21 protein-coding genes are annotated in these 17,693 nt (G+C 71.7%); 12 read left to right on the top strand and 9 right to left on the bottom strand.

The features are described 5' to 3' along the window. The first annotated feature begins 82 nt into the window (after window positions 1–82). From rpsA to ACWC21_RS04025, 4 genes are all read left to right on the top strand, one after another. Complete coding sequence (gene rpsA / locus ACWC21_RS04040) at window positions 83–1,576, top strand: 30S ribosomal protein S1 (protein ID WP_450877881.1); 1,494 nt, start codon at window positions 83–85, stop codon at window positions 1,574–1,576. A gap of 254 nt (window positions 1,577–1,830) precedes the next feature. Beyond that, window positions 1,831–2,769: a PAC2 family protein gene (locus ACWC21_RS04035; RefSeq protein WP_388788859.1), complete on the top strand. Its 939-nt coding sequence runs from the start codon at window positions 1,831–1,833 to the stop codon at window positions 2,767–2,769. Between the two features lie 65 nt (window positions 2,770–2,834). After that, window positions 2,835–3,467, top strand: a complete 633-nt coding sequence (gene coaE, locus ACWC21_RS04030) for a dephospho-CoA kinase (protein ID WP_450877880.1) — start codon at window positions 2,835–2,837, stop codon at window positions 3,465–3,467. Between the two features lie 50 nt (window positions 3,468–3,517). Next, window positions 3,518–3,898 (top strand): tetratricopeptide repeat protein, encoded by a 381-nt coding sequence (locus tag ACWC21_RS04025; RefSeq protein WP_450877878.1) that lies wholly within the window; start codon window positions 3,518–3,520, stop codon window positions 3,896–3,898. 22 nt (window positions 3,899–3,920) lie between these two features. Here the strand turns inward: ACWC21_RS04025 and ACWC21_RS04020 are convergent, their stop codons facing one another. After that, window positions 3,921–4,241: a DUF6343 family protein gene (locus ACWC21_RS04020; protein ID WP_450877876.1), complete on the bottom strand. Its 321-nt coding sequence runs from the start codon at window positions 4,239–4,241 to the stop codon at window positions 3,921–3,923. A 68-nt stretch (window positions 4,242–4,309) separates the two neighbouring features. Here ACWC21_RS04020 and ACWC21_RS04015 point away from each other — a divergent pair, with 68 nt between their 5' ends. The 3 genes from ACWC21_RS04015 (at window position 4,310) to ACWC21_RS04005 (ending at window position 6,501) form a co-directional block, all read left to right on the top strand. Continuing rightward, a complete protein-coding gene (locus ACWC21_RS04015; protein ID WP_450877874.1) occupies window positions 4,310–5,224 on the top strand; it encodes an acyltransferase domain-containing protein in 915 nt (304 codons plus the stop codon). Between the two features lie 74 nt (window positions 5,225–5,298). Then, window positions 5,299–5,976 carry a class I SAM-dependent methyltransferase gene (locus tag ACWC21_RS04010; RefSeq protein ID WP_450878274.1) on the top strand — a complete coding sequence of 226 codons (678 nt, stop codon included), beginning with the start codon at window positions 5,299–5,301 and terminating at the stop codon, window positions 5,974–5,976. A gap of 63 nt (window positions 5,977–6,039) precedes the next feature. Further along, window positions 6,040–6,501, top strand: a complete 462-nt coding sequence (locus ACWC21_RS04005) for a DoxX family protein (RefSeq protein WP_450877872.1) — start codon at window positions 6,040–6,042, stop codon at window positions 6,499–6,501. Between the two features lie 16 nt (window positions 6,502–6,517). Here the strand turns inward: ACWC21_RS04005 and ACWC21_RS04000 are convergent, their stop codons facing one another. Continuing rightward, entirely contained in the window at window positions 6,518–7,039 is a 522-nt protein-coding gene (locus tag ACWC21_RS04000; RefSeq protein ID WP_450877870.1) for an RNA-binding S4 domain-containing protein, read from the bottom strand. 59 nt (window positions 7,040–7,098) lie between these two features. Here ACWC21_RS04000 and ACWC21_RS03995 point away from each other — a divergent pair, with 59 nt between their 5' ends. Then, window positions 7,099–7,803, top strand: a complete 705-nt coding sequence (locus ACWC21_RS03995; protein WP_450877869.1) for a uracil-DNA glycosylase — start codon at window positions 7,099–7,101, stop codon at window positions 7,801–7,803. Between the two features lie 47 nt (window positions 7,804–7,850). On the opposite strand, the gene ACWC21_RS03990 is transcribed toward ACWC21_RS03995, so the two are convergent. Beyond that, complete coding sequence (locus ACWC21_RS03990; protein ID WP_450877867.1) at window positions 7,851–8,288, bottom strand: N-acetyltransferase family protein; 438 nt, start codon at window positions 8,286–8,288, stop codon at window positions 7,851–7,853. A 17-nt stretch (window positions 8,289–8,305) separates the two neighbouring features. Continuing rightward, window positions 8,306–8,707 carry a RidA family protein gene (locus ACWC21_RS03985; protein ID WP_450877865.1) on the bottom strand — a complete coding sequence of 134 codons (402 nt, stop codon included), beginning with the start codon at window positions 8,705–8,707 and terminating at the stop codon, window positions 8,306–8,308. A 199-nt stretch (window positions 8,708–8,906) separates the two neighbouring features. Between ACWC21_RS03985 and ACWC21_RS03980 the strand changes: the two genes are divergently transcribed. Beyond that, complete coding sequence (locus tag ACWC21_RS03980; protein ID WP_450877863.1) at window positions 8,907–9,431, top strand: hypothetical protein; 525 nt, start codon at window positions 8,907–8,909, stop codon at window positions 9,429–9,431. 52 nt (window positions 9,432–9,483) lie between these two features. Here ACWC21_RS03980 and ACWC21_RS03975 read toward each other — a convergent pair whose 3' ends face one another. The 3 genes from ACWC21_RS03975 to ACWC21_RS03965 form a co-directional block, all read right to left on the bottom strand. Then, window positions 9,484–9,864: a hypothetical protein gene (locus tag ACWC21_RS03975; RefSeq protein WP_450877861.1), complete on the bottom strand. Its 381-nt coding sequence runs from the start codon at window positions 9,862–9,864 to the stop codon at window positions 9,484–9,486. Window positions 9,865–9,933: 69 nt separating this feature from the next. Continuing rightward, complete coding sequence (locus ACWC21_RS03970; RefSeq protein ID WP_450877859.1) at window positions 9,934–10,152, bottom strand: hypothetical protein; 219 nt, start codon at window positions 10,150–10,152, stop codon at window positions 9,934–9,936. Window positions 10,153–10,457: 305 nt separating this feature from the next. Further along, window positions 10,458–11,420, bottom strand: coding sequence for an expansin EXLX1 family cellulose-binding protein (locus ACWC21_RS03965; RefSeq protein WP_450877857.1), 963 nt, complete (start codon window positions 11,418–11,420; stop codon window positions 10,458–10,460). Between the two features lie 508 nt (window positions 11,421–11,928). On the opposite strand from ACWC21_RS03965, the gene ACWC21_RS03960 reads away from it, so the two are divergent. From ACWC21_RS03960 to ACWC21_RS03950, 3 genes are all read left to right on the top strand, one after another. Beyond that, complete coding sequence (locus tag ACWC21_RS03960; RefSeq protein WP_450877855.1) at window positions 11,929–13,806, top strand: FUSC family protein; 1,878 nt, start codon at window positions 11,929–11,931, stop codon at window positions 13,804–13,806. Between the two features lie 83 nt (window positions 13,807–13,889). Further along, window positions 13,890–14,429, top strand: coding sequence for a hypothetical protein (locus tag ACWC21_RS03955; RefSeq protein ID WP_450877853.1), 540 nt, complete (start codon window positions 13,890–13,892; stop codon window positions 14,427–14,429). Between the two features lie 213 nt (window positions 14,430–14,642). Next, window positions 14,643–14,819: a hypothetical protein gene (locus ACWC21_RS03950; RefSeq protein ID WP_450877851.1), complete on the top strand. Its 177-nt coding sequence runs from the start codon at window positions 14,643–14,645 to the stop codon at window positions 14,817–14,819. A gap of 6 nt (window positions 14,820–14,825) precedes the next feature. Here ACWC21_RS03950 and ACWC21_RS03945 read toward each other — a convergent pair whose 3' ends face one another. Further along, window positions 14,826–16,688 (bottom strand): ABC transporter ATP-binding protein, encoded by a 1,863-nt coding sequence (locus tag ACWC21_RS03945; protein WP_450878272.1) that lies wholly within the window; start codon window positions 16,686–16,688, stop codon window positions 14,826–14,828. Window positions 16,689–17,281: 593 nt separating this feature from the next. Continuing rightward, complete coding sequence (locus ACWC21_RS03940) at window positions 17,282–17,689, bottom strand: hypothetical protein (RefSeq protein ID WP_450878270.1); 408 nt, start codon at window positions 17,687–17,689, stop codon at window positions 17,282–17,284. Window positions 17,690–17,693 lie beyond the last annotated feature (4 nt).

Genomic DNA, 17,693 nt, shown 5'->3' with positions numbered 1-17,693 from the left:
GTCCGGCTTCTGCAGAGCGAAACGGGCTCCCGGCGTAAGCAGTACCTACGACTTCAATGTCCGTACCGGAGCCCTTTCCCACATGACGAGCAGCACCGAGACCACCGCCACCACCCCGCAGGTAGCGGTCAACGACATCGGTAACGAGGAAGCCTTCCTCGCCGCGATCGACGAGACGATCAAGTACTTCAACGACGGCGACATCGTCGACGGCGTCATCGTGAAGGTCGACCGGGACGAGGTCCTGCTCGACATCGGTTACAAGACCGAAGGTGTCATCCCGAGCCGCGAGCTCTCGATCAAGCACGACGTCGACCCCAACGAGGTCGTCGCCGTCGGTGACGAGATCGAGGCCCTGGTCCTCCAGAAGGAGGACAAGGAAGGCCGCCTGATCCTCTCGAAGAAGCGCGCCCAGTACGAGCGTGCCTGGGGCACCATCGAGAAGATCAAGGAAGAGGACGGCATCGTCACCGGTACCGTCATCGAGGTCGTCAAGGGTGGTCTCATCCTCGACATCGGCCTCCGCGGCTTCCTCCCGGCCTCCCTGGTCGAGATGCGCCGTGTTCGCGACCTCCAGCCCTACGTGGGCAAGGAGCTCGAGGCCAAGATCATCGAGCTGGACAAGAACCGCAACAACGTGGTCCTGTCCCGCCGTGCCTGGCTGGAGCAGACCCAGTCCGAGGTCCGCCAGACGTTCCTCACGACCCTGCAGAAGGGTCAGGTCCGCTCCGGTGTGGTCTCCTCGATCGTCAACTTCGGTGCCTTCGTGGACCTGGGTGGCGTCGACGGTCTGGTCCACGTCTCCGAGCTGTCCTGGAAGCACATCGACCACCCCTCCGAGGTCGTCGAGGTCGGCCAGGAGGTCACGGTCGAGGTCCTCGACGTCGACATGGACCGCGAGCGCGTCTCCCTGTCGCTGAAGGCGACCCAGGAAGACCCGTGGCAGCAGTTCGCCCGCACCCACCAGATCGGCCAGGTCGTGCCCGGCAAGGTCACGAAGCTGGTTCCGTTCGGTGCGTTCGTCCGCGTGGACGAGGGCATCGAGGGTCTGGTCCACATCTCCGAGCTGGCCGAGCGCCACGTGGAGATCCCGGAGCAGGTCGTCCAGGTCAACGACGAGATCTTCGTCAAGGTCATCGACATCGACCTCGAGCGCCGTCGCATCAGCCTCTCGCTGAAGCAGGCCAACGAGTCCTTCGGTGCCGACCCGTCCGCGGTCGAGTTCGACCCGACCCTGTACGGCATGGCCGCGTCCTACGACGACCAGGGCAACTACATCTACCCCGAGGGCTTCGACCCCGAGACCAACGACTGGCTCGAGGGCTACGAGACCCAGCGCGAGGCCTGGGAGCACCAGTACGCCGAGGCGCAGCAGCGCTTCGAGCAGCACCAGGCGCAGGTCATCAAGTCCCGCGAGGCGGACGCCCAGGCGGCCGCCGAGGGTGGCGAGGCCGCTGCTCCGGCCGCGTCCGGTGGCGGTTCGTACTCCTCCGAGGGCCCGGACAACTCCGGCGCGCTGGCCTCGGACGAGGCGCTCGCCGCGCTGCGCGAGAAGCTGGCGGGCGGCCAGAGCTGAACGCTGAGGCTTAGCCGATAGCTGGTGCTGAGGGGCCGTACCTTTCGAGGTGCGGCCCCTCAGTCGTACCCGGGCCTGCCGGTCTCCGTTCGACTGCGGGCCGTCCGTGGCTTGTCGCGCAGTTCCCCGCGCCCCTGGGGGGTGCAGCCGGCCCTCGTCTGCGCAGCACCGATTCCTGATCATGGTCTGAATGCGGGAATGCCCACGCTTCAGGGCACGTTGTTCATGATGGACAACGAGGAGGGGCGGTCACTGTGCTTGATCCGCAGGGTTTGTACGCGTGGGAGCCGAAGGGGCTGGCCGTCGTCGACATGGCGCTGGCCCAGGAGTCGGCCGGGCTTGTCATGCTCTACCACTTCGACGGCTACATCGACGCGGGGGACACCGGCGACCAGATCGTCGACCGGCTCCTCGACACACTGCCCCACCAGCTGGTCGCCCGCTTCGACCACGACCGGCTCGTGGACTACCGCGCGCGCCGCCCGCTGCTGACGTTCAAGCGCGACCGCTGGACCGAGTACGAGGAGCCCGGCATCGAGGTCCGGCTCGTCCAGGACACCACCGGTGCGCCCTTCCTGCTGCTGTCCGGCCCGGAGCCGGACGTGGAGTGGGAGCGGTTCGCCGCGGCCGTGCGGCAGATCGTGGAGCGGCTCGGCGTCCGCCTGTCCGTGAACTTCCACGGCATCCCCATGGGCGTCCCGCACACGCGGCCCGTCGGTCTCACCCCGCACGGCAACCGCACGGACCTCGTCCCGGGGCACCGCAGCCCCTTCGACGAGGCCCAGGTACCCGGCAGCGCCGAGGCGCTCGTCGAGTACCGCCTCATGCAGGAGGGTCACGACGTACTGGGCGTGGCCGCGCACGTCCCGCACTACATCGCGCGCTCCCCGTACCCGGACGCGGCCCTGACCGTCCTGGAGGCCATCACGGCCGCGACCGGCCTGGTCCTGCCCGGTATCGCCCACGCCCTGCGTACGGACGCCCACCGGACCCAGACCGAGATCGACCGGCAGATCCGCGAGGGCGACGAGGAACTCACCGCCCTCGTCCAGGGGCTCGAGCACCAGTACGATGCCGCGGCGGGCGCCGAGACCCGCGGCAACATGCTCGCCGAACCGGCCGACATCCCCTCCGCCGACGAGATCGGCCGCGAGTTCGAACGCTTCCTGGCGGAACGCGAGGGCGACAACTGACGCCCCTGCCCCTGACAGACCGCCCACCGGGCGGTGCGTCAGGGGCAGGCCCTAAGCTTCCGCTCATGCTGACAGTGGGCCTGACCGGTGGGATCGGCGCCGGCAAGAGCGAGGTGTCGCGGTTGCTCGTCGAGCAGGGCGCCGTGCTGATCGACGCGGACCGCATCGCGCGCGAGGTCGTCGCGCCGGGTACGGAGGGTCTCGCGGCCGTGGTCGAGGCCTTCGGTGACGAGGTCCTCGCCGAGGACGGCAGCCTGGACCGGCCCAGACTGGGTTCGATCGTCTTCGCCGACCCGGAGAAGCTGGCCCTGCTGAACTCGATCGTGCACCCCTTGGTGGGCGCCCGCTCCCGCGAACTGGAGGACGCGGCGGCCGAGGACGCCGTCGTCGTCCACGACGTCCCCCTCCTCGCGGAGAACGGTCTCGCGCCGCTGTACGACGTCGTGGTAGTCGTCGACGCCGACCCTCAGACCCAGCTCGACCGGCTGGTACGGCTGCGGGGCATGAGCGAGCAGGACGCACGCGCGCGCATGGCCGCACAGGCCACCCGGGAGAAGCGCCTGGAGATCGCGGACATCGTCATCGACAACGACGTACCGCTTCCGGTGCTGCGGCAACGGGTGCGAGAGGTGTGGGACGACCTGGTGGGCAGGGCGCACGCGCCGGTCGGGAACGCCGGGGCGCCGCCCCAGGAATAGCGCCCCCCGGTGTGGGCGTTGAACCCCTCCAGCGAGGGAAGGACTCTGCTGTGCCCGAGACCAGCGGTTCCACCGGACGTACCCCGGAGACGCATGTCATCGACTTCCGTGCCGCCGAGCAGTTGCTCAACGCACGGGACCCGCGGGGCGCGGTGAAACTGCTCGACGGAGTCGTCGCCGCGCACCCGGAGAACACGGCCGCGCGGCTGCTGCGTGCGCGTGCCTTCTTCGCCGCCGCGCAACTGCGGCCGGCCGAGCTGGAGTTCACCGTCGTCCTCGAGCGCGAGCCGGACAACGCCTTCGCGCACTTCGCGCTCGCCCGCACCTACGAGCGCCAGGGACGGCCCGACCAGGCCAAGCGTCACTTCCGGCTGGCGGCCGCGCTGGACCCCAACCCGGAGTATCTGAAGGCGGCACGCTTCGACTCCTGACCCGCGGACTCCTTCCCGCCGGTCACGGATGCCGGTGCCTGCGCGGCCGGAACGGCGGGCGGTGCTCCGGCGGGCGGGAGGGCGGGTGGTCCTCAGGCGGGCTGTACGGCGGGACGTCCCGGCCCGGCTGGTAGTGCGGACCCTGCCGGATGTGCCGGATGATCATGATCAGGTCCACGGTGACCACCAGCCACAGCACTCCGCACGCCGCCGCCCACCCGGGGCGTCCGGCGAGCGCGAACGCCGCCGTGCCGAAGACCGTCCAGACCAGACCCCACACGCTCAGCCAGAACCGCATCCGCAGCGCACTGCGCGCGGTCGCCGGCTCACTGCCCGTACGCATCACGGTTCACGCTCCTCCCCGGCCGCGTACCCTTCCACGAGGACCTTCACCCAAGGGGGGACCGCACCGTGCTGCCGGACGCCGACGACCTGCCCGAGCTGCTCCTCGATCTCGCCGTACCGCACGAGGACATCAACGACCTCGTCGGACTGCGGCGCGCGGTGACGGCGGACCCGGGTGTGCTGCGGCTCCTCGCGGAGTGCGTGGAGGACGTGGTCCGGGACATCGGGCGGGTCGGTGGCGCACCGTCCGGCCTCGACGAGCGGATCGCCGTCGCCCCGGCCGCCCTGGCGCGGTGCTTCCCCGTGTACGTGTTCCTCGCCGCGCTGCCGCACACGCGCGCGTACCACCGCGAGCGCGGCATCCCAGCCGACGTCTCCCGGCACACCCTCGCCGACCTCGGCCGTCACCTCGCCGTGCACCGCAGGCGGCACGGCACGGCAGGGCTGGAGGTCCCGCGCTGGCTCGTCCGCCACTTCCGCGGCGAGCTGTACCAGCTGGGGCGTCTGCAGTTCGAGCGGGCGGTACTCGGGGAGCGCACCGCGCAAGGGCTGGCCGCGGCCGGCGAGGCCGTGGCACCGGGCGCCCCCTGCCTCACCGTCCACATACCCGACTTCCTCGGCCCGTTGACCCCGGCGGCCTGCGACCGGTCGGTGGCGCTGGCGCGGGAGTTCTTCGCCGGGCACTTTCCCGAGGAGCGGTACACGACCGCGGTCTGCCACTCCTGGCTGCTCGATCCGCAGTTGCGGCGGTACCTGCCCGGGCACTCCAACATCGTCCGCTTCCAGGAGCGGTTCCGCACCGCTCGCGAGGACACCGAGCCGGCCGACCGGGAGCCGGTCCATTTCGTCTTCGGTGACCCGGACCTGCCGATCGACCGGTTGCCGCGCCGGACGGCCGTCGAGCGGGCCGTCGGCGACCATCTGCGGGCCGGACGGCACTGGTACATCGGGCACGGGTGGTTCCCGCTGCGGGCCGAATAACTCGAACGGGTGAACAAGTGCGGGACGGGAACGGGCTTTCGCAGCCCGGCCGTTGTTCGGGCATGACGGTTGAGATGCGTGAGGGATACGACGGAACCGGACCCGGTGCGATCACCCCGGACGGCTGCGCGGTCGAGCTGTACGCACGGCTCCCGGTCGGTGACGAGCCGGACATCATCGCCGCGGCGGTTCCCGCCGGGGCGCACATCCTCGAACTGGGCAGCGGGGTGGGCCGGATGACCCATCCCCTGCTGGAGCGCGGCTTCACGGTGACGGCGGTGGACGAGTCCGCCGAGATGCTGGAGCGCGTCCATGGGGCGCGGACGATATGCAGTCCGATCGAGGATCTCGACCTGGGCGAGAAGTTCGACGTGGTGATGCTCGCCTCCTTCCTGGTGCACGCCGGGGACGAGGAGGTCCGCCGGGGGCTGCTGCGCACCTGTGCCCGGCACGTGGCGGAGGGCGGCTGCGTCCTGATCCAGCGGGAGGGCGAGGACTACCACACCAATCTGCCGAGGGAGCGGATCGATCCCAGTGGCTTCACGGTGCGGATGCTGTCGGCGGAACCGGTCGGGGACGGCGTGAACTCGGTCCGCGCGGAGTACGTGTTCCCGGACGCGGTGTGGACCCAGACCTTCTTGTCCCGGCCGCTGACGAAGGAGCGGTTCGAGGAGGCGCTGGCGGAAGCGGGACTGGAGGTGGACGAGTACCTGACGCCGGACAGGGTGTGGGTGCGCGCGGTGCGGCGATGAGTTTCCGGTCTCGGGCGGGTCTACCTCGGTGACAGCAACCGTGACCGCACCCAGGAGAATCCCATGTCCGAGACCACCGCTCCCACCGCGCCCATCGCCTCCGCCGCGTCCGGGCCACTCCGTGGTCGCCGTGCGCGGGTCGCCAGGGTCGCCCTGCGCACCGTGCAGGTGCTGCTCGCCCTCTTCTACGGGATCGCGAGCGCGTTGCCCAAGCTCATCGCCCACCCGTCGGCCGTGGAGTCGTTCGACAGGATCGGCTGGGGCGGCGCCGGGATGTACACGATCGGTGCGCTGGAACTCGCCGGGGCCGTGGCCCTGCTGGTTCCGGCCCTGCAGTCCCTGGCGGCGACGGCGCTGAGCGCGCTGATGGTGGGTGCCTTCGTCGTCCAACTCGCCGTCTTCGACGGGCAGTACGCCGCGACACCGCTGATCCTGATGGTGCCGCTGGCCCTGATCGCCTGGGCCCGGCGCGGGCAGAACGCGGAGCTGCTGCGGCTGCTGCGTTCGGTCCGGCCGGGAGCGTGACCCTTGTGTGCGTCGGTCACTTCCCCCCGGGACGCCCCCTGAGCCCGTTCAGCGCCCGCAGGCGTTCCAGCTCGCGGCGGTCGCGCTTGGTGGGGCGGCCCGTGCCGGGGTCGCGCAGGACGAGGGGGGCCACGGCCTCGCGGGGCGGGGGCGGCGGGGAGTTGTCGATGTAGCACTGCTGGGCCACAGGGGCACCGACCCGCTTGCGGATCAGACGCTTGACGATCACGACCCGCTCGCGGCCCTCGTGCCGCAGACGCACCTCGTCGCCGACGCGCACGGCGTACGCGGGCTTGACGCGCTCACCGTTCACACGGACGTGTCCGCCGCGGCAGGCGGTGGCCCCGAGGGAACGGGTCTTGATCAGCCGGACCGCCCAGATCCAGCTGTCGATGCGCACGGTCTCGCCGGCCGCCGGGCCCGCCGCCTCCGCCGCTGCCACGGCAGCGGTGATCTTCGGGTCGACGGTCTGCGCGTCCGTGCCCGCGGCGCCGCCGGTGTCGCGGGTGGTGTCCTCGTCCGCATCCTGGGAAGCCATGTCCTCGACCTTAGCTCGCCGGGCTGGGGAAGCCGGACCCGTTTTCCTACCGTGGAGGCATGGACATCAGCGGCCTGAACCAGCTCGACCGGCGCGTCGCCGGCTGCCGGGCCTGCCCACGGCTGGTCGCCTGGCGGGAGGAGGTGGCCCGCACCAAGCGCGCCGCCTTCGCCGACTGGACGTACTGGGGGCGGCCGGTGCCCGGTTTCGGACCGCCCGACGCCCGGCTGCTGATCATCGGACTCGCACCCGCCGCGCACGGCGGCAACCGCACCGGCCGCATGTTCACCGGCGACCGCTCCGGGGATGTGCTGTACCAGGCCCTGTACGACGTGGGCCTGGCCTCCCAGCCCACCTCCGTGCATGCCGGGGACGGGCTCGAGCTGTACGGCACCCGTGTCACCTCACCCGTGCACTGCGCGCCGCCCGCCAACAAGCCGACCCCCGAGGAGCGGGACACCTGCCGGCCCTGGCTGGTGCAGGAGCTGCGGCTGCTGCGGCCGACGCTGCGGGCCGCCGTCGTCCTCGGCGCCTTCGGCTGGCAGGCCGCGCTGCCGGCGTTCGCCGAGGCGGGCTGGAGCGTCCCCCGTCCCCGCCCGGCCTTCGCCCACGGCACCCGGGTCGCGCTCGACGGTCCGGACGGCCTGGCACTTTTCGGCTGCTTCCACGTGAGCCAGCGCAACACCTTCACCGGCCGGCTCACCCCCGAGATGCTGCGGGAGGTGCTGCGGACGGCGGCGGATGCCGCCGGGCTGGAAGGCTGACCCGGCGTAACCCCGCGCCGCACCAGCCGGCGTCCCGGCACGGTGGATCAAGGCCGCCACACGTACCGCACGTCCGGCTCCCGCTCCTCGTTCCCGCTGCCGTCCGTGAACTCCACGGCGACGAAGCCGTGCCGCTCGTAGAACCGGTGGGCCGGCTTGTTGACCTGGAAGGTCCACAACGTGAGCCCCTGCGGGCTGCGCTCCTTGGCCAGCGCGACGAACCGGTCCCCGATGCCCCGTCCGCGCCGGTCCGGGTCGAGGTAGAGCTGGGACAGCAGTTCGTCCTGCAGCACCATCATCCCGACGACCGTGCCCGTCTCCTCGGCCACCCAGGTCTCCCGCAACGGCACGACCACGTCCCGGAAGTAGGCGCGCACTTCGTCATCGGAATGCGGCCGGACCACCGTGGGCAGCGCGGCGGCGAAGGACCGCAGCCAGACGTCGGCCGCCGCGGCGGCGTCGGAAGCGGTCGCCCGGCGCAGCACGACCGCCGCCCCGCCGCTCAGTCGGGCACCACGGCGGTCGCCGTGATCTCCACGAGCTGCCCGGTGTACCCCAGGCAGGCCACCCCGATCAGCGTCGACGAGTGCGGCCCCGCGCTGAGCCCGGAGGCCTCGACCACCTCCCACACGGCGGACAGCACGGACGGGTCACCGCTCACGACGTACACGTCGGTGGCCACCACCTGCGTCAGGTCGCTGCCCACCGCCGCCAGTTGCTCGCGCAGATTGCCGAGCACCTGCTCGGCCTGCCGTACGGGATCCCCCTCACCGACGATGTCCCCCTTCTCGTCGAGCGGCACGGCCCCGGCGAGGAACGCCAGCCTGGTGCCGGCCTCCACGACCGAGGCGTGGGAGTAGGTGGGTGGCGGGAAGAGGCGGGACGCGGTGACGCGCTGGATCACGGAGACTCCCGGGACGGTGGACGGACAACCTCCCGATCATGCGAACCCCGGCGCTCCGCCGCATCCGATTTTCCGTCGGTGGGCTCAACCCGCAGGCCAAGGTGCATCACAGAATGATTTCCGAATCTTCACTTCTCTTTTTCGTGGCACCTACATGCAGTTAACGTCGTCCCCCTGAAAGAACCTCAGGGGGGACGACATGAACAACCCGTACTCGACGCCGCCCGCTCCGCGCCCCGTCGACACCCGGCGGTGGTACAAGCGCAAGCGCGTGTGGGCGGCCGGCATGGTCGTGTTCGGCCTGGGCGCCATGGGCGGCACCCAGAGCGCGCAGGACGAGGTGAACGCCGCGAAGGCCGCCGCCAAGCCGCGGCCGGCGATCACGGTCACGGTGACGGCCACGGCGACCGTGACCGACATACCGAAGGTCGCGCCCGCGCCCACGGTCACCAAGACCAGGACGGTGAAGAAGCCCGGCCCGACCGTCACGGTCACCAGGACCGCGCGGAGCGTCTCGGGAGCCGGCCACAGCAGCAGCGGGAGCGGCGGTTACAGCGGGAGCAGCAACACCGGCACCTGCTCGATCACCTCGAACGCGGGCAACTGCTACTCGGCGGGCCAGTACTGCCGCAACAGCGACCACGGCGCCACGACGACGACCGCCGGTGGTACGAGCATCCGGTGCAGCTACAGCTCGGGTGCGTGGCGCTGGACGTACGCCTGACAGCAGAACCGTCCCGGCTGTCCCGCCTGTCCTGACCGTCCCGGCGGAACGGTCAGGACAGGCGGTCACTGCCGGGCTTCGGGCCGACGTAGGCGAGACGGAAGACCTTCCGTTCGGGCACCAGCCGGAAGTGCAGCCGTCCCTTGCCCGGTGTCTTCCTTCCGTGCCAGGAGAAGCACGCGTCCCGGCCGTTCAGGTCCGGGTCCGGGAAGGTGCACAGATGGCGCCGGGACTGCGCATCGGGAGTGATGTGCGGGTTCTGCCATTCGGGCTCGGGGAGCGGGTGAGGTCCCAGTGGCCGGCGGCCGTCGACTGCAGGTCGTCGAGCAGGTCCCGGACCGGCCTGAACCTCGTCGCCCTCACCTAGGCGGTTGACGTCGACGTCGAGCCAGGAGGCCGCCCATTTCTGCGTGACGGGAAGACTGATGGCCATGCCGTTCATGAGCTGGGCGGCACCGATGCCGACGGCGGGTCGGCCGTCGTGGAAGTGTTCGACCGTGGCCTAGCCGTGTCCGCCCGCCTCCAGTACATGGCGCAGGGGGCTGCGGTCGCGCAGCCGGAGGATGTAGCGGTGCCGGTCCCGGTTGAGCGGGGCGGCGTTCACCCACTGCTGGTACACGTATCCGCGGGCCAGTTCGGCCGGCTGGAGCGGGCTCTCGGTGACCAGCGCGGCCTTCTGCCAGGTGCCGAGGTGCTTCAGCGTGTCCACGAAGGTCGCCATGGCCGCGTCCTGACTCCGTGGTACGTCGGGTCCGATTCTGCCCGATCAGCCCTGTGGCCGACTTCGTGCGGTTCGGACACCTGGGTCGCCGCCGTCCACACGTCCCGTGACGACCAGCATCCCATCGGTTCGGGGTTCCTCATCGACGGCCGTCGATGCTGACCTGTGCCCATGTCGTGTTCGACGGCCGGCAGGAGAGGCCCGAACTATGGGTGTTTGCCCCAAGATGCACGGCGCGGGCCACCCACGGGTGCGGTGCGGCAGGTGGAGGCGCGACCGTGGACGTCGAGTCGGTCTGATCGCGGTCAGTGCTGGGCGAACTGCACGCGGGTCGCCTGTACGGCGTCCGGGCGGACGGCGATCCCGTTGACGGTCACCTGCTCACCGTAGATGTCGGTGAGCAGGAGCGGGCCGCCGCAGCCGGTGCCGTTCTCGGAGAGGAAGTAGTTGTAGGTCTCGCGGGTCAGCGGGCGCCAGCCGCTGCCGGTGCTGACCTCCAGCCGGGCCAGCGGGTTGCGGTGGCCGATCGCCTGGATACCGCACCAGTTCGCGCTGGATCCGGTCTTGTACCGGATCGAGATCGTGTCGGAGGTGCTGGGGCTCAGCAGGCTCCAGGTGACCGGGATGCGGCCAGCGTTGAGGGCGGCGAGCTTGGCGAAGGCCTGCTTGCTCAGGTCCAGTTGCCCGGGGGCGCACTCGGGGCATTCGTTGGTGACCCGGACCGTGACGGAGGCGCCGCCCGCGCCTACCTGTATGTACGCCCCGCACGCCTTGGCCGTCTCGTAGTCGGTGTGGTTCATCGCCGTGATCATCAGGTCGGAGGCCGGGCCGTACGTGCAGGCGCCGTTGCCGTCCCCCGCGTCGTAGTGGGTGGCGACCCCGGTGTAGGTGACCCCGGGCTTGATCCGCCCCGCCAGCGGGGCCGCGCCGGAGGCCGGCCGTGCGTTGGTCACCGGGGTGTGGGCGGGCGACGGCCGCGCCGACGAGGTGTGCCTGCTGGTCGCCTTCGCGGTGGGCCTGGCGGGGCTCGGGGTCGGGGACGCCTTGGACGGCTTCAGCTTCGGCGTCGGCGTCGGTGTCATGGGCGGGGAAGTCGTCGCCCGGGTGTCCGAGGCGGGCGTCGCCGCGGCCCGCACCGTCCGGGGCTCGCCGTGCGGGCGGAACGCCATCACCAGGGATACGACAAGTGCCACGGCTGCCACGGCGACGACGGAGACCAGGGCCGTCCGCCGTCCGGGGGCGGGTCGGCGGTGGGGTGAGGCTGCCACGTTGACTCCTTCGAGACCTTCGAGTCCGCACGTGGTACGTATGGACATGGGCTTCCGACTCACCAGTGGTCGCAGGGGTCACAGAGGTTGCCGAGGTTTCGGCGTCGATTCGGTACGACGAGCCCGGCCCACAAGGCCGAGGACGTGCTGCGGGGACGGCGGCGCCCCTGACGCGGCTGTTCGACGTGACCGCCACGAAGGACTGGGCCGGCTGCGGGTGCTCGACGCCTCCGAGTCCTGGGCGCAGAACCCCTCCACCGACGCTGGAGAAGCGCAAGCCGAAGCTTGTCGTGATGAGCGGTCGTACCCGCCGAAGAATGCAGGGACGGATCACCTTCACTGCGCCGCGGAATTGCGTGCATAAAGAACGCGGCCCTCGGGGCGTTCGTCACATGGAGGAAACACATATGCTCGGTCCCGCGCGGGAACACGTTTACGCTTGAAGCACCGAGCAGCCCGGCCACCGTCGCCCGAAGGCGCACCCCGCCCTCGTCAGCACAGGAGCCCAGTGACCCGCGTCCTCCCCGTCCTGCCCCCGTGGCTCGCCCACGCCTTCCGAGCGCAGGGCGGTCCCGTTCCCTGGAGCGCGGTCACACGGGGCGCGCTGGCCGCCGGTCCTCTGCTCCTCCTCTCCGTGCTCACCGACCGGATCCCCCTCGGAATCCTCGCCGCCATCGGCGCCATGCTCGCCGGGACCAACGACCGGCCGGGCAGCCGGCGGGCCTCGGTGAAGCGGCTCGGGGCGCCCGCCCTGGCCGGGGCGGCGGGGCTGCTGGTGGGGACGTACAGCGGGCAGCACCTGGCAGCCGTACCGCTGACCCTGCTGCTCACCGGACTCGGCCTGATCGCCGGCGGTGCCGTCGCCGTCGGGCCCTCGGCCAGCGCGGCCGGTTCGCAACTGCTCGTCGGCGCCGCCGTCGGCGCCGGGATGCCGCTGCCCGAACCCGGGTGGCTGCGGGCGCTCGCCTTCCTCGCCGGCGCCGGCTGGCTGCTCGCGCTACGGCTGGCGCTGCCCACACCGGGCTCCCTCACCGGCGACTTCCGCTTCGACGGGGAACGGGACGCCGTCGCCGGGGTGTACGACGCGATCGCCGAGCTGCTGGGCGCCGTCGGTACCGACGCCGCCCTGGCCCGCCGGGCCGCGCTGACCGCCGCCCTCGACCATGCGCAGGACGCCCTCGCGGGACCCCGCCTGCGCCGCCACGCCAGCTCCGCGGCCGAGCGCCGGCTGCACGCCCAGTACACCGCCGCGCTGCCCCTCGCCGAGGCCGCGACCGCCCTCGCCTGGGCCGGGGAGGCCGTCGACGAGCGGGCCTCGGAAGGACCCCGGAGGCTCGCCGCCGCCGTACGCGGCAACAGCGCCACCGGCCCGCTGCCCGCGCCCCACCGGTCCGCCCCCGCCCTGCGTGCCCTCGACGACGCCCTGCTGCGGGCCGCCGAGACCTTCGACCGGTCCGCGGACACGCGGCAGCGGCTCCACACCCGCCGCCGCACCGCCAAGGACCTCCTGCGCACCGCCCTAGGGAGCGGGGGCCGGGAGTACGGCCTCCGGGTCGCCCTCTGCTTCGGAGCCAGCGCGGCCATCGCCCAGGCCCTGCACACCGCGCACTGGCACGGGCACCAGTACTGGTACTGGCTGCCCGTCACTGCCGTGTGGCTGGTCAAGCCCGACCTCGGACCGCTCGCGTCCAGGGTGCTGTCCCGGGCCGCGGGGACCGTCCTGGGCGCCCTGGTCTTCGCCGGCTTCGCCGCCGTACTCCCCAGGCCCGAGGGGCTCGTCGCACTGGTGATGGTCTGCGGGGCGCTCATCCCCGTCGCCGCCCGGCACTTCGCCGCCCAGACCGCCGTCTTCACCCTGCTCGTCCTCGCCCTCGTCATGGTCGGCGGGGAACCGCAGGCCTCCGTCAGCCGGATCGGGGAGACGTTGCTGGCCTGCGCGATCGTGCTGATCGTCGGGCATCTGCCGATGCCGGGGGCGCGCGGTGCGGGCGTCCGGCAGCGGCTCGCGGCAGCCGCGAACGCCGCGCAGGCCTACCTCGCCCACGTGCTGAGCGAGTCCGACGACCACGCCGAACGGTGGGCCCTGCGCCGCGACGCCTACCGCACCCTCGCCGAGGCCCGCACCGCCATCGCCCTGTCCGCCGCCGAACTTCCCGCCCTCGCCCGGCACACGGAGGGTACGGACTCCGTCGCCGCCATGCTCGAACGGCTCGTCGACACGACCACCGCGTCCGCGGTGCACCTCGACGACGCCGGGCATCTGACTCCGCACCAGAGCAGCCTCCTCACCGAGCTCGTCGGCGAGCTCGAGCGGGAGCGCGAGCGTTTGGGGCTGCGGGACACACACTCCCGTCCGGTGTATTTCGTGACCCACACGGGTGATTAATCGTATTGATTACGAAACCGGGTGCGGTGCCGGTGGAATTGCTGATTCCGATCCGAGTGACACTCACCGAAAAGGGAGCAAGCGTGAAATCAGCACACAGGGTCCCACGACGTCCCGACGGCCGCTCCAAGGGCTTCACCTGGACGGCAAGAGGTCTTTCGGCGGTTGCCGGACCCGTGATCGCGGGAGTTCTCGCCGCCTCTCCCGCGGCCGCCCTCGCTTCGGCCGGCTCGGCTGCGCCCGTCCCGCCGAACACGACCAACTCGACGGCCGCGGAAACCGCCGTCAAGGGGCAGAACGATCCCCACGAGAACGGGGAGCAGCGGATCGTGCGGGCCGTCGTGAGAAGCGACGGCTCCCTCGTCCCGGGGCAGAGCTCCGGCGCCATGTCGTCGTCCAGGCTCGCCACCGGCACGTACCAGGTCTGTTTCAACACGACGATCACCAACGGCACCTATGTCGCCACCATCGGCCTGCCCGGCAGCGTCGACTCCTCGCTGCCCGGTGAGATCACCGTCGTGGGCCGGTACGCCACCAGCAACTGCCTGTACATCCAGACGTTCAACTCGGCAGGGTCGCTGGCGGACCGTAGTTTCCACGTGGTCGTGGCGTACCGCCACTGACCACGACGTGCCGCCCGTCCACGGCCAGTCGTGGACGGGCGTCGTCCGTGCCGAATCCGTCACTTTGAGTGCTGTCGGTGTCGCTTGGTGCACGGAATATCACCTACCGCAGTGAACGGGTGTCAACAATGTCTCAGTCCCGTCACTGGGCGGGCCCGTTTCCCATTCCAGGGCGTTTACTCCTACAGATATGACGCTTTCTGGAGGTGCGAGATGGTGAACGGGCGAACGGTGCTCGAACGCTTTCCCGCCGGTGGGCCGCGGGGATCGTGGCCGGCCGAGGAGTTCGCGCACGCGCGGCGCCTCGAAGGGCTGCCCGCCGAGGTCGTCATGGACCTCGCGACCGACACGTTCCTGGTGATCGTGCGGGGTGCCGCCGCCGTCGAGTGAGCGGGCTCAGCCCGCCTTCGGTGCGGGCAGCTTCGCCGTGAACTGCTCCGCCTGGAGCGCGTACAGCTCCGCGTAGAGGCCGCCGGTGGCCAGCAGTTCCTCGGGGCTTCCGGACTCCACGAGCCGGCCCTGGTCGAGGACGTGCACCAGGTCCGCGTGCCGCACCGACGCCAGCCGGTGAGTGATCAGCACCACGGTCTGACCGCTGCCCGCCAGCGCCCGGATCCGGTCGAAGACCTCCAGCTCGGCCCGGGCGTCCAGGGCCGCGGTCGGCTCGTCCACGATCAGGATCCGCCCGCGCCGGTACGCGGCCCGGGCGATACCCAGGCGCTGCCACTGGCCGCCCGAGAGCTGGTGCCCCCCGCTGAAGTGCCGGGCCAGCAGGGTGTCCAGTCCGTGCGGCAGGTCCGCCACCACCTCCCGCGCGCCCGCCTCGTCGATCGCGTCGCCCAGGCGTTCCTCGGTGAGGGGCACCGCGGAACGGCCGACGGCGACGTTGACCCGCGCGGTGAACGGCCAGCGCTTGAAGTCCTGCGCGACCATCGCGATGCGTTCGGCCAGCTGGTGCCGGTCGGCCCGTGCCGCGTCGACGCCGTCCCACAGGATCCGGCCCCGGTCCGGCTTGTACAGGCCCGCCAGCAACTTGACCAGGGTCGTCTTGCCCGAGCCGTTCTCACCCACCAGCGCCACGATCCGGCCCATCGGGAGGGTGAGCGTGACGTCGTCGAGGGCGGGGCGGACGGAGTCACCGGGGTAGCGGAAGGTGACGTTCTCGAAGCGGACCTCACGCGGGTCCTCGGGCAGTGTCTCCCCGCCGACCGGGATCGCGCGCTCGGCCGCCTCGGTGTACAGCCGCTGCAGGTCGCCCACGAACAGCGCCTCCTCGTGCAGGGTGTTGACCTCCAGCACCAGCGTGTCGAGGCTCGCCGAGCCGGTGCGGATCGCGATCACCGCGGTGCCCGCCACGGACAGCGCCATCGCCCCCGACAGCAGCAGGGCGCCCAGCGTCGCGTACGTCGCCACGGTCGCCAGGCCCGTCCAGGCCGCCGCGACCAGACCGGTACGGGCCGCCAGCCGGGCCAGCCGCGCCTGCTCCGCCTCCGCGGTCTCCGACATCGCCCGGAAATGCCGGAGCAGGAACGGGCCGACGCCGTGCACACGGATCTCCGGCGCGGCCTCCGGCTCGGTGAGCAGGCCGCTGATCAGATGACCGGCGCGGGCGTGCTGCACCCACGTGTGGAAGGACTCGTAGCGGCGCCGGGCGTTGGTCAGCGCGCCCCAGGCACTCGGCAGGGTCATCGTGATCAGCAGGGGGAGCAGGGCGGGGTGCAGCACGGTCAGTACGCTCGCCGCCGCGACCAGCGAGATCAGCGCGTTGATCACACGAGTGCCGTACATGATCATGCGCCGTGCGGACGAGGCCCCGTACTGTGCGGTGTCCAGCAGCTTGTGGAACGCGTGATCCTCGATGGCGGCCAGTTCCACACCCGCCGCCCGCTCCAGATACCGCTCGGTCGCCACCCGCTCCACCTTCGGCTCCAGCCGGCCGGTGGCGTACGTCGAAGCGGCTCCGAGCAGCGTGGCGACCAGCGCCACCGAGGCCATGGCGACCAGGGCGGGGGCGGCACCGCGAAGCCGGTCCTCCAGGGGGCCGCCGCCGATCAGCCGGCCGAGCACGCTGTTCACCGCCAGCAGGCTCACCGCCTGGGCCGCACCCCGGCCCGCCTCGGCGGCCAGCACCGTCCGGGCAGCGCTCCGGTCCGCCTCCCGGGCCAGCCGGAAGCTGGACGCGAGCATGCCGGGCAGCCGGGTCACCATGGCCCGGAAGTCCAGCTCGAGGAAGGCGTCCGTGTGCTGGTTCCACCCCATGTCGTAGCGCAACGGCCCGCCGAACAGCAGCCGCTCCGACTCGGACACCTCGGGCCCCACCGAGCCGCGCCTCTTCCCCACCGTGTACCTCCCCCGAGTCGGCCATGACCGACGGCCACTATCCCGGCGCGACCGCCCACCAGGCAGGGCGCGAAACCGGTTCACCGGGGGCGCGTGGGCGTACACCACCCCACGTCCGTAACACACCGGGGTGGGTTCCCGGCCCGTCCGGCGTCCGATCACCTGGCCGATCGTTGCTGAGGAGGGGAGCGGCCCGCGAGGTATGGGGGAGCGGGGTGCCCGGTGGGTGCACGCGCGGAGCCCACGCGGGAGTCCGGGGTTCAGGGGCGAAGCCCCGCAGGGAGTTCAGGGGGCGCAGCCCCGGCGGGGTCGAAGGGGCGCAGCCCCTGGGTACGGGTACGGGTAGGGGCGGCGTGGGCGAAAGCATCCCGGGTCGGCCCCCGGCGGCGACCCGCCCCACCAGCCGCGGCCCGCAGGCCTCACGGTGCCCGCACGACCCCCGGCACCCGCCGGACCCCACCCCCGGCACCCGCCGGACCCCCGGCCGGAACATCCCGCCAAACCGCGGAGCACTACGCGCTGATGGCCCCCGACCAGTCCGGAGCGGTCCCGACAACCCGGCACAGTGCCAGGTACAGCGGTATCGGCGGGGTGTACGGAACGGTGCCCTCCGGCCGGTGGATCAGCCGGGCGCCACGGGGTACCGGCGCGCCGGGGACGTACTGGGCGGGAGCCGGCCACGCCAGGTCGTGGTCGGAGCCGGACGGCACGATCCACCACCACCGGTCCCCGTCGGTGTACACGCACCCCACACGCGGCAGCCGGGGCACGACCACCGGTCCGAAGCGGGCGGGCACGGTCACGGCGTCACAGCCCAGCGGCGCGGTCATGCCCTCGGGCACGGGCAACCGCAGGGCGCTTCCCGTGTCCCCCGAGGGGGCCTGCTCGCGCCTGATGCGCACCAGTGTGTCCAGGCCCATCGCC

The sequence above is a fragment of the Streptomyces sp. NPDC001348 genome (genome assembly GCF_053597535.1).
Note: the sequence above shows the minus strand (reverse complement) of the source record. Positions and strands in the feature narration are given on the sequence as shown.